Source organism: Aquitalea sp. USM4 (assembly GCF_004328945.1).
In the GTDB taxonomy this organism is placed as follows: Bacteria; Pseudomonadota; Gammaproteobacteria; order Burkholderiales; family Chromobacteriaceae; genus Aquitalea; species Aquitalea pelogenes.
Genome location: NZ_CP029539.1, coordinates 2,952,228 through 2,965,470 on the forward strand (window position 1 = coordinate 2,952,228; position 13,243 = coordinate 2,965,470).

At 60.3% G+C, this 13,243-nt stretch carries 15 protein-coding genes and 4 tRNA genes; 3 read left to right on the plus strand and 16 right to left on the minus strand.

The window, feature by feature from the left end; genetic code table 11:
• Positions 1–117: 117 nt before the first annotated feature.
• From DKK66_RS13600 to DKK66_RS13615, 4 genes are all read right to left on the minus strand, one after another.
• Positions 118–193: transfer RNA gene (locus DKK66_RS13600), tRNA-His, on the minus strand.
• A gap of 50 nt (positions 194–243) precedes the next feature.
• Positions 244–319: transfer RNA gene (locus tag DKK66_RS13605), tRNA-His, on the minus strand.
• A gap of 53 nt (positions 320–372) precedes the next feature.
• Positions 373–449, minus strand: a tRNA-Arg gene (locus DKK66_RS13610).
• 19 nt (positions 450–468) lie between these two features.
• Positions 469–545 (minus strand) — tRNA-Pro (locus tag DKK66_RS13615).
• Between the two features lie 261 nt (positions 546–806).
• Here DKK66_RS13615 and folD point away from each other — a divergent pair.
• From folD to DKK66_RS13630, 3 genes are all read left to right on the plus strand, one after another.
• Positions 807–1,658 carry a bifunctional methylenetetrahydrofolate dehydrogenase/methenyltetrahydrofolate cyclohydrolase FolD gene (folD, locus tag DKK66_RS13620; RefSeq protein ID WP_045846097.1) on the plus strand — a complete coding sequence of 284 codons (852 nt, stop codon included), beginning with the start codon at positions 807–809 and terminating at the stop codon, positions 1,656–1,658.
• A 156-nt stretch (positions 1,659–1,814) separates the two neighbouring features.
• Positions 1,815–2,678, plus strand: a complete 864-nt coding sequence (gene purU / locus DKK66_RS13625; protein ID WP_062789409.1) for a formyltetrahydrofolate deformylase — start codon at positions 1,815–1,817, stop codon at positions 2,676–2,678.
• Positions 2,679–2,687: 9 nt separating this feature from the next.
• Positions 2,688–3,293 carry a hypothetical protein gene (locus DKK66_RS13630; protein WP_207389784.1) on the plus strand — a complete coding sequence of 202 codons (606 nt, stop codon included), beginning with the start codon at positions 2,688–2,690 and terminating at the stop codon, positions 3,291–3,293.
• Positions 3,294–3,553: 260 nt separating this feature from the next.
• Here the strand turns inward: DKK66_RS13630 and DKK66_RS13635 are convergent, their stop codons facing one another.
• The 12 genes from DKK66_RS13635 to DKK66_RS13690 form a co-directional block, all read right to left on the minus strand.
• Positions 3,554–3,910: a co-chaperone YbbN gene (locus DKK66_RS13635; RefSeq protein ID WP_231588836.1), complete on the minus strand. Its 357-nt coding sequence runs from the start codon at positions 3,908–3,910 to the stop codon at positions 3,554–3,556.
• A gap of 6 nt (positions 3,911–3,916) precedes the next feature.
• Positions 3,917–4,390 (minus strand): NUDIX hydrolase, encoded by a 474-nt coding sequence (locus DKK66_RS13640; RefSeq protein WP_131359005.1) that lies wholly within the window; start codon positions 4,388–4,390, stop codon positions 3,917–3,919.
• Between the two features lie 161 nt (positions 4,391–4,551).
• The gene (locus DKK66_RS13645) at positions 4,552–5,379 is read right to left on the minus strand and encodes an undecaprenyl-diphosphate phosphatase (protein WP_045846094.1); all 828 of its coding nucleotides are present in this window, start codon (positions 5,377–5,379) and stop codon (positions 4,552–4,554) included.
• Positions 5,380–5,431: 52 nt separating this feature from the next.
• A complete protein-coding gene (locus DKK66_RS13650) occupies positions 5,432–6,502 on the minus strand; it encodes an alginate lyase family protein (protein WP_131359008.1) in 1,071 nt (356 codons plus the stop codon).
• Between the two features lie 112 nt (positions 6,503–6,614).
• A complete protein-coding gene (locus DKK66_RS13655; RefSeq protein WP_131359011.1) occupies positions 6,615–7,238 on the minus strand; it encodes a YecA family protein in 624 nt (207 codons plus the stop codon).
• 71 nt (positions 7,239–7,309) lie between these two features.
• Positions 7,310–8,044 (minus strand): proteasome-type protease, encoded by a 735-nt coding sequence (locus DKK66_RS13660; RefSeq protein WP_062789405.1) that lies wholly within the window; start codon positions 8,042–8,044, stop codon positions 7,310–7,312.
• A gap of 46 nt (positions 8,045–8,090) precedes the next feature.
• The gene (locus DKK66_RS13665) at positions 8,091–8,879 is read right to left on the minus strand and encodes a transglutaminase family protein (RefSeq protein ID WP_131359014.1); all 789 of its coding nucleotides are present in this window, start codon (positions 8,877–8,879) and stop codon (positions 8,091–8,093) included.
• Between the two features lie 37 nt (positions 8,880–8,916).
• Positions 8,917–9,849 carry an alpha-E domain-containing protein gene (locus tag DKK66_RS13670; protein WP_131359017.1) on the minus strand — a complete coding sequence of 311 codons (933 nt, stop codon included), beginning with the start codon at positions 9,847–9,849 and terminating at the stop codon, positions 8,917–8,919.
• The gene (locus DKK66_RS13675; protein WP_131359021.1) at positions 9,843–11,288 is read right to left on the minus strand and encodes a circularly permuted type 2 ATP-grasp protein; all 1,446 of its coding nucleotides are present in this window, start codon (positions 11,286–11,288) and stop codon (positions 9,843–9,845) included. The genes DKK66_RS13670 and DKK66_RS13675 overlap by 7 nt, the downstream gene beginning before the upstream one ends.
• A gap of 359 nt (positions 11,289–11,647) precedes the next feature.
• Positions 11,648–12,010 carry a roadblock/LC7 domain-containing protein gene (locus DKK66_RS13680; protein ID WP_045846088.1) on the minus strand — a complete coding sequence of 121 codons (363 nt, stop codon included), beginning with the start codon at positions 12,008–12,010 and terminating at the stop codon, positions 11,648–11,650.
• Between the two features lie 49 nt (positions 12,011–12,059).
• On the minus strand, positions 12,060–12,695 hold the full coding sequence (locus DKK66_RS13685) for a peptidase M23 (RefSeq protein WP_231588835.1): 636 nt from the start codon (positions 12,693–12,695) through the stop codon (positions 12,060–12,062).
• Positions 12,695–13,237 carry an ATP/GTP-binding protein gene (locus tag DKK66_RS13690; protein WP_045846087.1) on the minus strand — a complete coding sequence of 181 codons (543 nt, stop codon included), beginning with the start codon at positions 13,235–13,237 and terminating at the stop codon, positions 12,695–12,697. Before DKK66_RS13690 ends, DKK66_RS13685 begins: the two co-directional genes overlap by 1 nt.
• Between the last annotated feature and the right edge of the window lie 6 nt (positions 13,238–13,243).

Here is a 13,243-nt window from a genome sequence, read left to right on the forward strand (position 1 = left end):
TATACGGTGCTTCCATTGTCAGACAAGAGGGGATCGCGATGCTTTTTGTCGCAAATGTGAAAGATTTTGCCATTGGAAAAGAAAAACCCGGCCAAAGCCGGGTTTTTCTTGCAAGACTGGGGTGGATGATGGGGCTCGAACCCACGACAACAGGAATCACAATCCTGGACTCTACCAACTGAGCTACATCCACCGCCGAAGCGGGTTGACTTGCCAGCCATGGGCTGACCGTCTGAAAGAAGGTGGGGTGGATGATGGGGCTCGAACCCACGACAACAGGAATCACAATCCTGGACTCTACCAACTGAGCTACATCCACCACAGGGTACTGCATTCTACTACAACTGCCAGTGACTACAAAAACTGGGGTACTGGCGCGCCCGACAGGAATCGAACCTGTAACCCCCGGCTTAGAAGGCCGGTGCTCTATCCAGTTGAGCTACGGGCACTCACTTATCGGGCTTTTTCTGGTCGGGGCGGCGGGATTCGAACTCGCGACCCCCTGATCCCAAATCAGGTGCGCTACCAGGCTGCGCTACGCCCCGACGACAGAGACCGCAACTATACGGATAGGCCCTTTTGCTGTCAACACCGTCTTGCAATCTTTTTTTGTCCGCCACCTGCTTGCCCGCTGCGGCAGGATGGCCAGCGTGCAGGAGAGTCTCGACTAACTTCATGATAAATAGATGCTTATTGTGTGAATTTTGCTTTACGTGAAATTATTCCTAATGTATTTTTGTAGTTTCGTAAAAAGCCAAAAAATGAGAAAATTGCCGCCTCTTTTCAAGTTCCATACGGAATCAGGCATGGCGGCGCAACTCATTGATGGTAAGGCAGTAGCAGAACAACTCATCGCCAAGGTAGGCGAAGGCGTGAAACAGCGTGTGGCGGCAGGCAAGCGTGCCCCCGCACTGGCAGTGATCCTGGTTGGCAACGACCCGGCATCCAGTGTCTATGTAGGCAGCAAGAAGCGTTCTTGCGAAAAAGCAGGCATCCGTTCGGTTGCCTACGATCTGCCGGCTGAAACCAGCCAACAGGAATTGCTGGACATCATTGACACCCTGAATGCCGATGCCACCGTGGATGGCATCCTGGTTCAGCTGCCGCTGCCCAAGCAGATCGATCCGCAAGCCGTGATCGAGCGCATCGATCCGAAGAAGGATGTCGACGGTTTCCATCCCTATAATATGGGCCGTCTGGCCATCAAGATGCCGCTGCTGCGTCCGTGCACGCCGCGTGGTGTGATGACCCTGCTGGAAGAATACGGCATCGACCCCAAGGGCAAAAAAGCCGTGATCGTGGGTGCATCCAATATCGTTGGTCGTCCGCAGGCGCTGGAAATGCTGCTGGCACGTGCCACGGTGACGGTATGTCACAGCGCCACTGCCGACCTGGCACATGAAGTGGCCCAGGCTGACATCGTGGTGGCGGCGGTGGGCATTCCCGGCTTCATCAAGGGTGAGTGGATCAAGCCCGGTGCCGTGGTGATTGATGTGGGCATCAACCGCCTGGATACCGGCAAGCTGGCTGGCGATGTGGAATTTGCCACCGCTGCCGAGCGCGCCAGTTTCATCACCCCGGTGCCGGGTGGTGTCGGTCCGATGACCGTGGCAACGCTGTTGCAGAATACGCTGGATTCGGCCAATCTGAACGCCTGATCCCGTCACCGGCAACCAGCGCCACAGGCTGCAGGGAGTAGTCATCCCTGTGGCGTGTGGCGTTTGTCTTTTGCCGGATGGTGACGGCGACGCGGAATTGGCAAGTGACAGCCGCAAGGCTGCCGTTGATCATGTAATGACAAAGAGACTGTAATAATGAGCAATACCCGTCAATCGGCCACGCTGCTGATCAGTGCGCCGGACAAGAAGGGCCTGGTAGCGGCCCTGGCCAATTTCCTGATGACTTACAACGCCAACATCATGCATGCCGACCAGCATCAGGATACCAGCGAGAACCTGTTCCTGATGCGTATCCAGTGGGAGCTGGACGGCTTTACCCTGCCGATGGATGCGTTTGCCGCTGCGTTCCAGCCGATTGCCGCCGAGCACAACATGACCTGGAAGGTTTCCCTGTCCAGCCGCAAGCCGCGCATGGCCATTTTCGTATCCAAGTACGAACACTGCCTGGTGGATTTGCTGCACCGCTGGCGCATTGGCGAACTGAACTGCGACATTCCGCTGGTGATTTCCAATCACGAGGATTGCCGCCGTCTGGTTGAGTTCAACGGCATTCCCTTCCATGTGATCCCGGTGACGCGCGAGAACAAGGCCGAGGCCGAGGCCGAACAGTTCCGCCTGCTGGAAGAGGCTGGTGCCGATTTCATCGTACTGGCGCGTTACATGCAGGTACTGTCCGGTGAGTTCGTCAAACGCTATCCGGACCGGGTGATCAACATCCACCACAGCTTCCTGCCGGCATTCGATGGTGCCAAGCCGTATCACCGCGCCTTTGCCCGCGGTGTGAAGCTGATTGGCGCGACCAGCCATTACGTGACGGAAGATCTGGACGAGGGTCCGATCATCGAGCAGGAAGTCACCCGCATTTCGCACCGTGACGATGTGGAAGACCTGATCCAGAAGGGCCGCGACCTGGAAAAAGTGGTGCTGTCCCGTGCCGTGCGCTGGCATGTGGATGACCGCATCCTGTCTTACAGCAACAAGACCGTTGTTTTTGACTGAGCCGGCATCATGCACCGTCTGATTGATGATTTGCTGGGGCTGCTGCGTTTTCGCGTTGGTCCGCTGGAGCAATACCAGTATCCGCGCTGGATGCCGGCCCTGTTGCTGACGGTCCTCGGACTGGTGGCTAGCGGCGGCACCGGTGAGCTGGGCAATAACGTGCTCGGCCGCATGCTGTTCATGCTGATGTTTACCTGGCTGGAAACCTTGCTGTTCACCCAGTTCATCACGGTGTGGTTGCGGCTGGCCAAATGGCGGCCTGAGGGTTCGCTATTCGGCCTGATCGTATTGTGCAACAGCCTGCAGTTTATCGAGCCGCTGACCAGCTGGTTGCCGGACGACGCGGCTCTCGGTGCCGATCTGGCACTGTCCCTGCTGACCATCGCCCTGATGGTGAACAGCATGGCGGTGGTGTCCGGGGTTGCCCGGGTACGCGTGCTGCTGGGGGTGATGCTGTTTGCTCCGGTGGCCATGCTGACGCTGGCAATCAGCCTGCAAATGGCCAGCAGCATGGGCTGGGTCACCATTCCGCAGGACATGCTCAGTGCGGTGGGTGAGGTGTCGACTCCGGCAGACACTGCGCCGGCAGGTGGCAAGGGCAGTAGCGACCTGTAAGGTGCATCTGACCATTTGCCAACGACAAGGGCTGCCCACTGGCAGCCCAGGCTGCTGACAAAGTAATTTGCTGAGATTTCAGCGGACCCGGCAAAGCCGGGCCTTTCGACTAACTCTTGGATTCCGCAGCCTTCCCATCTATTCCCTATCCCCCCGCCCTTACCCGGCCAATTGAAGAAGGGGTGCCTCGCTTTCTGAAAGGAAAGCGAGAGGGGGGGCAACAACAAGGGCTGCCCACGGGCAGCCCTTGTTGCTTTATTTCAGGGTTCTTCGCTCGCCGGTGCGGCCAGCAGTTGTTCCAGCGCAGTGTTGATGGCCTGGCGTTGCATGGGGCTGTGCAGCTGGCCGTGATACTGGCCGTCGACAAACAGCAGTAGGGTGGGCAGGTGGAAAATGTCGAAGGCGTGCGCCAAAGCCATGCTCTCTTGCACATCGACATAGGCCAGCTGTTGCAGGCAGTCAGGTTGCCAGCTGTCCAGCAGCTGGTGCCAGGCGCGGCATGCAGAGCAGCCGGGCTGGCCAAACAGCACCAGCGTATTGCCGGGCAGGCTTGCCAGCGTGTGATGAAAACCGAATTCGTCCAGCTGTAGCCAGCGGGCGCTGTCCATGCCGGACATGGTGGTTCAGTCTACCTTGGCGATATAGCGCGCCAGGCCCAGAATGGCGCGCAAGGCCTGGCCCTTGGCGGTTTCTTCATTACGCAGCCTGGCATAGCGGCGCAGGATGGCGCGGCTTTCCACGAACAGGTCCAGCTCGGTATCCGGCGAAGAAACCAGCGCAATCCGTTCGATTTCACCTTGCGGGCGTGCCTGACCCTGCGCAATGCACAGGTAAACCTTGTGGGCATTGTGCGGTGTGATGTGGTCGAACAGGTAAAGCATGGAGTTGATGCGCAGCCCGGTCTCCTCGCGGATTTCCCGGATCAGTGCCTGGGAGCGTAACTCGCCCCGGTTGGCCTTGCCCCCCGGCAGGTTGTAGCGGCTGCCACGCGCAGCGGTAACCAGAACGCCGTCGGGCAATTCGATGATGGCGGTGGCACGTCTTGCCAGATCAGCCGGCAGGCGTTGATCGGGCTTTTTGTCGTCCTGATTTCTCATGCGTCTCGATATAACAGATACGGGCCGCAAATGGCGGCCCAGTTCTGTCGACTATTCTAATGGAAGCCCTTGGCCGGGACAAACAGTCAATGCGTCTTAATGCCTGTCCAAGCCGGTTTGACAGCATGAACTGCAATGTATTCCAGAAGCTTCCGCAGGACTCAAAGCCAGTGCAGTGCCAGTCCACCCAGGCCCAGCAGCAGGCAATACCAGCCAAATGGCCGCAGCGATTCGATTTCACTTTTCTTGAAATAGCGCATGAGAAACCAGGTGCTGGCATAGGCACAGGCCCCGGCCAGCAGCCCGCAGCTCAGTAACAAGCCCCAGGGCTGGGCATGACCGCTGTGCGCCAGCTTGGGGACTTCCAGCACCCCGGCGGCCAGGATGATGGGGGTGGCCAGCAGGAAGGAAAAGCGCGCAGCCGCGGCGTGGTTCAAGCCATGTGCCAGGCCGCTGAGCAAGGTGACGCCGGAGCGGGAAATGCCGGGCAACAGGGCCAGTGCCTGCCCGCTGCCAATCTTGATGGCACCCATCAGACTCAGTTCATCCAGTGTCCTGGCGTTGGCTGCCTGTTGTTTGCGGTCACCCCACAGCAGGAGCAGGCCGTTGATGCTGAGAAAAACCAGCACCGCCGTGGCACTGCTGAACAGCACGCGCAATTGCTTTTCCAGCAGCAGTCCCAGCAGGCCGGCCGGAATGGTGCCGGCGACCAGTCGCCACATCAGCCTTGCTTCAGCATTGCTGTTGCCGCCACGCGCCCGGATGAAGCCGGTGATGAGTGCGCGCCAGTCACGGTGGAAATACAGCAGCAGGGCAAGGGCGGTGCCCAGGTGCAGCATCACCATGAAGGGCAGGAAGTCAGGATGACTGCGATTGAGAGACCAGTGCAGCCAGTCCGGAATCAGGATGCCGTGTCCCAGGCTGCTGATCGGAAACAGTTCACTGACCCCCTGGATGACTGCAAACAGCAGTGCTTCAACAGGATTCATGGTTTAGCGGTGGTGGGGTAAAAAAGATGGCCAGTTTTACCAGATGAAAATGTCAGTTTGATGACGTGTCATTGAGCGCACTGCCCCAGCATTGGGTGATCCAGTCCGGCAGGTGAGGGCCGGTCAGCAGTGGGGTGTCGTAGTCGGGGGAGAGCCGTGAGGCCAGTGCATACAGTTTGCGACTGGTGGCGGCCTGCCAGTTGCCGGCAAAGCCGGGCAGCCCGGCTTCGCGCCGGATGAAGTCGAAACGGACTTGGGAGTGAACGAACTCCTGATGTTGTAGCCGGCCTTCGGCATAAGGGCGCAGCCAGTCCAGCGCCAATTGCAGGCTGCCACCGGAGGCTGCCTTGTCGTGCAGCCAGTCCTGCTGCCACTGCCGTGCGGCAATGGCGGCGCGTACCAGCGGTTCCAGATCGTAGGTGACATAGTGCAGGGCATCGCGCTCGCGGTAATCCAGCGTTTCACCCTGGGCATTGATATTACGCTCCAGATGCTGGCGGAACAGCTCGGTGGCGGCTTTTTGCAAGCCGGCATCCTGCAGGGCCAGGGCCGACAGGGCGATCAGCTTGATGCGGTGGCTGTTCCAGTTGTTTCTGAAGGTAGCCCCCAGTGGCTGTCTGGCGGTGCGGATCCGTGTCACATAGCCCTCGGCCAGCTGCCGCAATAGCTGCCGTGTCTGCGTGGCAGTGGTGACGGGTAGCTGATTGGCCGTGATGGCATAGGCGTCAATCAGTGCTTCGAGGTCGGTTTCGTCGATGGGGTTGAAGGAGGGCTGATAAACCCGTGTCCAGGCATCCAGCTGGCGTGCCACGGCATCCAGATAGCGTTGCTCGCCGCTGCCTTGCCAGGCCAGCGCCAGGTCGCGCATGCGGATCCAGTCCTGCTTGGCCTTGACGCTCTGATCGAAAATGCCCTGATGCGGCAGGGTGCCTTCGGTATGAATGTGCGGCAAGGGAGCGGGCGTTTGCCTGAGCGCGGCTTCCGCCCTTTGCAGCAAGGAGGGTGCAGCCTTGCCGGCCATACACCAGGCAGTCGACGGGCTGGCAGAGGCCATGCCTGTCCCGGCAAGCCAGCACAGCAGCATGCTCAGGGAGATGGGCAGTGAACGCCAGTAAGTCAGCATGTCTGGAGTCTGGCAGCAGCTGGCGGTGGCCAGCCTGCATGCACGCAGGGCCGTCAAGGGTGGAGATTTGCTGAGTCTAGCAAATATTTACACTTGCTGCGGCACTGAGCGTTCAGTGTTCCGGGTCGAGGGCGTCCTGTTCCAGATCGGCTTCCATCTGGGCGCGGATGGCGGCAAAAAACTGGTGGATTTCCTGCACGGCAGGGGAGATGGCGGCCAGCCATTGTTCGCGCTGGTTGCTGTCGCTGTTGTCGATGTAAGGACGCATTTCCGGGTCCGGGTGGCGTTCGAAGGCCAGCGCCATGATGGCTTCCAGCGCACCAGCATGTTCGGCATCGTCAAACAGCAGGTTCCAGTCGTCCTGCTGCAGCTGCATGCCTTCGACAAAGCCCTCGGCCCAGTCATTGCCGTGCACCACGCCCTGTTCGTCCGCATCCAGCCAGGGCTGGAATTCCGCGCCCTGTTGCAGGGTGTGGGCGATGTCCAGCCAGTGGCCCATCAGCAGGGCGACAAATTTTTCCAGATCCTTTTCGCTGCGGAATGCCTGCTCGTCATCAAAGGCATCACCCAGAATCAGCGGCAGGCATTCGGTGGGCTTGATGGCTTCCGGGCCGCACAGCAAGGCGGTGAAGAAACCGTCCAGCTTTTCCAGGTTCATGCACTGCAGGCGTGCAAAGCGTTGCAGGGTGGTGGACAGGCGCTGGTAGTCGGCCTCGGTCAGCGGAGCGTGTTTCATCGGCGGGTCTTTCGGTGTCAATGCGACATTATCGCTGATCGCGGGCCGGACTGCCCATCTCCCTGTCGCGCTCATTCCTTCCAGCGCATCGGCGGCAGCGCGGCAAAGGCTTCGCGCAAGGCCTGGCCCCAGCCGGTGTGCAGCTGCTGGAAGTAGGGGTCGTGCTCGGTAATGCGCTGGTGGATGCCGGGGCCGAAGTCGTCCTTGTCGTATACCAGCATATCGATGGGCAGGCCGACTGACAGATTGCTCTTCATTGTCGAGTCAAAGCTGATCAGTGCGCATTTGGCGGCGTCTTCCACCGGGGTGTGGTAGTTCACCACCCGGTCGATGATGGGCTTGCCGTACTTGGCTTCACCAATCTGGAAGTAGGGCGTGTCCTGCGTGGCTTCGATGAAATTGCCCTGCGGGTAGATGTTGAACAGGCGCGGTGCCTCCCCACGGATTTGCCCGCCCAGGAGGAAGGAACAGCCGACTTCGATCTTGGACTGGCTGAGGGTGGGGCCATCGCGCTCGACAATTTCACGCAGGGTATCGCCTACCAGGCAGGCGGCATCGTACATGGACGGAACATTCAGGATGTTGCGCTCGCTGCTGCTGGCACTGGCGCGCTGGCGCAACAGGCTGACCACACTTTGGGTGGTGGCCAGATTGCCGGCGGACAGCATCACCAGCAGGCGCTCGTCCGGTTGCTGGAAAAATTGCATCTTGCGAAAGGTGGACACGTGGTCCACCCCGGCATTGGTGCGGGAGTCCGAGGCAAACAGCATGCCGGACGCAAGATTCATGGCGACGCAGTAAGTCATGATGCAGCTACTTGTGTGGTGGAGTTGAATCAATCTAGCTGCTGTGTCACTGGCCGTCCAGCCAGACGCGCGCCTGGGCGGTCATGCTTTCGGTGCCACCGCCAAAGCGCACGCCGCGTACCGGGCAGGCATCCAGATAATCCATGCCGATGGCCAGCTTCAGGTGATGCTCGTTGGCTGCCACGGCATTGGCCACATCAAAGCTGTGCCAGGCCCCGTCCACCCAGGCTTCGGCCCAGGCATGGCTGGAAACATGGTCTGCCGCATGCGCGGGCGAGTAGACATAACCGCTGACATAGCGCGCCGGAATGCCCAGCTGGCGGGCGCAGCTCAGAAACACATGGGTATGGTCCTGGCATACGCCGGCACCTTTGGCGAAGGCCGCCGCCGCCGGGGTGTGGCTTTGGGTTTCGCCGGGCAAGAAGGGCATGTGCTCGCGAATGCCTTCCACCAGCGATTGCAGCTGAGCGAGGCTGGGCGTTGGCTGGCGGTAAGCGGCGGCAAAGCGGCACAGGGCTTCGTCCGGTGTGGTCAGTTCGGTCTGGCGCAGGAAGAACAGCGGCGGCAGGTCGTCGCTCAAGGGCGCGGTGTCGTCGGTTTCCACTGTGCCGCTCACCTTGATGCGGATTTCCTGGTGCGGGTAGTCCAGGGTAAGGACGTGCAGGATATTGCCGTAGCTGTCGGTGCTGCGGTGCGCGGCCACCGGCAGCTCCAGCTGCCAGTCCAGAATCTGCAGGCCGTTGCCGCCTTGCGGTGTCAGGCGCAGGTATTGGGTGCTGTGACGTACCGGGCTGTCGTAGCGATACAGTGTTTCATGGCTGATGGCGAGTCTCATGGCTATCCCTTTCTGTATGATGCGGACCGGTCTGCGCTCAGGCAGCTTCCAGATAACTGTGGTGGATGGTGTTGCCCAGCAGGATGATGTCGTCAATCAGGCTGTCCAGTGTCTGTTCCAGCCCGTCGGCAAAGATGTCCTCGATGCTGCTGTAGGTCAGCCGCGCCTGGATTTCACTGGCGCGCCGCCGTGCACTGCGACCGGCATGGCCTTCGATGCGGCCCAGCACCTTGTTGATTTCGCCAAAGCAGGCGCGCAGGCTGCGCGGCATGTCGTGGCGCAGGATCAGCAGTTCGGCCACCCGTTCCGGGGTGATGCTGTCGCGGTAGATGTCGCGATAGGCCTCGAAGCCGGACACCGAACGCAGCAGTGCCGCCCACTGGTAGTAGTCGAGGATGTTTTCTGCTTCCGGTTCGTTGTCACTGATCTGCTTGGTCTTCACGTTCAGGATGCGCGCGGTGTTGTCGGCGCGTTCGATGAAGGTGCCCAGGCGGGAAAAGTGGAAGGTGTCGTTGCGCAACATGGTGCCGTAACCTGCGCCACGGAACAGGTGCGAGCGTTCGCGCACCCATTCCAGAAAGCTGGACGCGCTGCGGGTATCCAGACCGCGGGCATGCCATTCACGCATTTCCAGCCAGGTGCCGTTCACCTGCTCCCACATCTCGGTGGTGATTTTCACCCGCACCACATGGGCGTTTTCCCGCGCATTACGCATGCAGTTGTAAATGCTGCCCGGGTTCTCGCTGTCCAGTGCCAGATAGTGCAGCACGGCTTGCGGCGTGGGCGTGTGGTGACGGCGCAGAAAATCCGCCGTGCTGCCGGTGACATCCAGCGGTACCAGCAAGTCGTCCTGCGAGGACGCATGCAATAGCGACATCTGCAAGCTGACATCCAGCAAGCGCGCGGTGTTTTCGGCGCGTTCCATATTGCGTGCCATCCAGTACAGGCACCCTGCCATTCGGCTCAGCATGTGATGTCCTCCTTCAGGATCCAGGTATCTTTGGTGCCGCCGCCTTGCGACGAGTTGACCACCAGCGAGCCCTCGCGCAGTGCCACGCGGGTGAGGCCGCCGGCCACCAGCTGCACTTTCTTGCCCGACAACACAAAGGGGCGCAGGTCGATATGGCGCGGCGCAATGCCGGATTCGACAAAAGTAGGGCAGGTGGACAGGGACAGCGTGGGCTGGGCAATGAAGTTGGCCGGGTCTTCCAGAATGCGCAGGCGGTAGGCTTCGATTTCCGCCTGGGTGGAGGCCGGTCCAACCAGCATGCCGTAGCCGCCGGCACCGTGGACTTCCTTCACTACCAGCTCGGACAGGTGATCCAGCACGTAGGCCAGGTCGTCCGGCTTGCGCAATTGCCAGGTGGGCACATTGTGCAAAATGGGTTCCTCGCCAAGATAGAAGCGGATCATGTCCGGCACATAAGGGTAGATGGACTTGTCGTCCGCCACGCCGGTGCCCACGGCATTGCATACGGTGACGCGCCCTTCGCGATATACCGACATCAGGCCCGGCACGCCCAGCATGGAGCCGGGGTTGAAGGCCAGCGGGTCCAGATAGGCATCGTCCAGCCGGCGGTAAATCACGTCCACCCGCTGCGGGCCGGAGGTGGTGCGCATGTAGACATAACCGTTCTTGACGAACAGGTCCTGCCCCTCTACCAGTTCCACCCCCATCTGGCTGGCCAGGAAGGCGTGCTCGAAATAGGCGCTGTTGTACTGGCCGGGGGTGAGTACCACCACCGTGGGGTTGTCCACCTCGGCCGGCGAGACCGAGCGCAAGGTGTCCAGTAGCATGTTGGGGTAGTGTTCCACCGGGGTGATGTCGTGGCTGGCAAACAGCTCGGGGAACAGCCGCATCATCATCTTGCGGTTTTCCAGCATGTAGCTCACGCCGGATGGTGTGCGCAGATTGTCCTCCAGCACATAAAAACCACCGTCGTTGTGGCGGATGATGTCCACCCCGGCAATGTGGGCGTATACCTGACGTGGCAGGTCTATGCCCTGCATGGCCAGCTGGTAGCCCGCATTGGTGAGGATCTGCTCGGGCGGGATGATGCCGGCCTTGAGGATGTCCTGGTCGTGATAGATGTCGTGCAAGAAGCGGTTGAGCGCCGTTACCCGCTGGATGCAGCCTGCTTCCAGGGTTTTCCACTCGCTGGCAGAAATGATGCGTGGAATGGTGTCAAACGGGATCAGCCGTTCCGAGCCGCTTTCGTCGCCGTATACGGCAAAGGTGATGCCCACGCGGCGAAACAGGGTGTCAGCCTCGCTTTGCTTGTCGCGCAGCCAGGCCAGAGGCGCCTGGTTCAGCCAGTTGGCAAAACGCTGGTAGGACGGGCGGGTATCTTGCCCGGGCATCAGCATTTCGTCGTAGTGGGTGTGGTCTAGCGGTGTAATCCGGTGCATCGCGCATTCCCCCTTGTTGGCTTGTAAAGGGAGTAAGGCAATAAGCGTGCCCAGAAATGCCGGGCAACCGTCATTTTGACCGTGACCCAGGCAGGGCGCAGGTCTGAAGCAGGTAAAACGCTGGACGGGCAGGTGGGGGGATATGGCGCTGACCGCAGTTTTTCAGCGCGGCATTGAAAATTGATTGATTAATGCTGCTGTAAAAAATACGGAAAGATGGCAGTGCTGCACCTTAATGACACACGGGTGCAAACTGTGGTGCAGGCTGTGGCTGAGAATGGTGCAGGGCGGTAGAGTCCGCGCGGGCGATGCCGGGGCAGGCGGGCGTGAAGGCCACCTGCCACCGGCTGCCGGTGTGATCAGAGGATTTCGGCGATATTGCGCGCGGCGCGTTTGGCATCGAGGAAAATCAGGCCCAGCTTGGCTTCACGCCGGGCAATCACGGTGAGTACGGCATCCTTGCCGGCGTAACTCATCAGGATGTAGCCGTTGTCACCCTTCACCATCACTTGTTCCAGTTCGCCGCGTGCCAGTTCCTTGGCGGTGCGCTCACCCAGTGACAGCATGGCGGCGGCCATGGCGCCTACCCGGTCTTCATCCACATCCTGTGGCAGCAGGGCGGCCATGGTCAGGCCGTCGGACGAGATGATGGCCGAGGCTTCGATATCGGCCGAGGCACCGTTGAGGTCACTCAGGATGGATTTGAGCATTTGTTCACGCATGGTTTTCTCCAGGGGGTATTCGGTGGCCCGTGTCGGGGCGGGTGCTTGTTCAGGCGTAACGACGGCTGAGCAACTCGATCAGCGTCACGAAGTGTTCGTCTTGCAATTGCGGCGTACCGCCGATGACCAGCACGAATGACTGCTGGCCCACATGCAAGGGGAAAAAGCCCAGTTCGCTATGACCTGCCGGATTGCTGACGGCCCAGGCCAGGCTGTGGATGTTGAGATTGTTTTTCAGCAGCAAGCCATGACGGCGGTTGAGCGACATGATGTCGCCGGCCAGTGCGGCTATTTCCTCGGCCGACTCGTGGTGAAAACCCGCGGTGGCGTAGTACAGGCCGTTGTCGTCGGCCAGCAGCGCCCGGCCGGTATCGGACAGCGCCGCCAGCAGGGTGGGCAGCTGGCTTTCCAGATTCACCGCCAGCGTGGGGCGCGGCTCGGTGGTGCCGTGGACAAAATCCAGTCTTTGCAGGCGATACAGGGTTTCCAGCCCGCGTTCCAGATTGTTGTCATGCCATTCGGCCAGCAATTCGGTGGTGAGCGGAACCGCATGGCCCAGGCGCAGGATATGGGTGAGCAGCACGCGCGCGGCATCCTGGTCCGGGCTGGATACCGCGTAGTAGGCCCCGGCCGGACTGGTGATCGGGTACAGCGCATCCTTGAGCGAGAGGTGGTCTGACATCATCAGCTTTCCAGCCCGGGGTCGATGGAGAACAGCAAGGCCAGCACCAGCTTTTTGACGTCCTCCCGGGAGCGGGCGTCAATTTCGAAAATGGGCGGGCGCATATCGAATTTTTCCAGCAGCGCGGCATAGGTTTCGATGCTGGGGGTGGCGCGCACATCGGTCTTGGTGACGCCAATCACCAGCGGCGCCACTTTGAGCATGTCGCGGAAGGCGTTCAGGAAAAACTGCAGGTCTTTCACCGGATTGGCGCGGGTATTGTCCAGCAGCAGGATCAGCCCGATACCGCCATGGCTGAGGATGTCCCACATGAAGTCAAAGCGTTCCTGCCCCGGCGTGCCGTACAGATGCACCTTGGTGGCCTCGTCCAGCATCAGTACCCCGTAGTCCAGTGCCACGGTGGTGGTGTCCTTGCGGTTGAGTGTCATGTCGGATGCACGGGCATCGGTGGTGACCGGCGCAATATCGCTGATGGCAGCAATGGCGGTGGTTTTGCCAGCGCCTACCGGGCCGGCAAAGATGATTTTGTTATCGTAAGCTCGCATGGATAA

Coding starts and splice junctions, on each gene's coding strand:
- folD (WP_045846097.1), top strand. CDS start 807: ATGGCGGCGCAACTCATTGATGGTAAGGCAGTAGCAGAACAACTCATC.
- purU (WP_062789409.1), top strand. CDS start 1,815: ATGAGCAATACCCGTCAATCGGCCACGCTGCTGATCAGTGCGCCGGAC.
- DKK66_RS13630 (WP_207389784.1), top strand. CDS start 2,688: ATGCACCGTCTGATTGATGATTTGCTGGGGCTGCTGCGTTTTCGCGTT.
- DKK66_RS13635 (WP_231588836.1), bottom strand. CDS start 3,910: ATGTCCGGCATGGACAGCGCCCGCTGGCTACAGCTGGACGAATTCGGT.
- DKK66_RS13640 (WP_131359005.1), bottom strand. CDS start 4,390: ATGAGAAATCAGGACGACAAAAAGCCCGATCAACGCCTGCCGGCTGAT.
- DKK66_RS13645 (WP_045846094.1), bottom strand. CDS start 5,379: ATGAATCCTGTTGAAGCACTGCTGTTTGCAGTCATCCAGGGGGTCAGT.
- DKK66_RS13650 (WP_131359008.1), bottom strand. CDS start 6,502: ATGCTGACTTACTGGCGTTCACTGCCCATCTCCCTGAGCATGCTGCTG.
- DKK66_RS13655 (WP_131359011.1), bottom strand. CDS start 7,238: ATGAAACACGCTCCGCTGACCGAGGCCGACTACCAGCGCCTGTCCACC.
- DKK66_RS13660 (WP_062789405.1), bottom strand. CDS start 8,044: ATGACTTACTGCGTCGCCATGAATCTTGCGTCCGGCATGCTGTTTGCC.
- DKK66_RS13665 (WP_131359014.1), bottom strand. CDS start 8,879: ATGAGACTCGCCATCAGCCATGAAACACTGTATCGCTACGACAGCCCG.
- DKK66_RS13670 (WP_131359017.1), bottom strand. CDS start 9,849: ATGCTGAGCCGAATGGCAGGGTGCCTGTACTGGATGGCACGCAATATG.
- DKK66_RS13675 (WP_131359021.1), bottom strand. CDS start 11,288: ATGCACCGGATTACACCGCTAGACCACACCCACTACGACGAAATGCTG.
- DKK66_RS13680 (WP_045846088.1), bottom strand. CDS start 12,010: ATGCGTGAACAAATGCTCAAATCCATCCTGAGTGACCTCAACGGTGCC.
- DKK66_RS13685 (WP_231588835.1), bottom strand. CDS start 12,695: ATGATGTCAGACCACCTCTCGCTCAAGGATGCGCTGTACCCGATCACC.
- DKK66_RS13690 (WP_045846087.1), bottom strand. CDS start 13,237: ATGCGAGCTTACGATAACAAAATCATCTTTGCCGGCCCGGTAGGCGCT.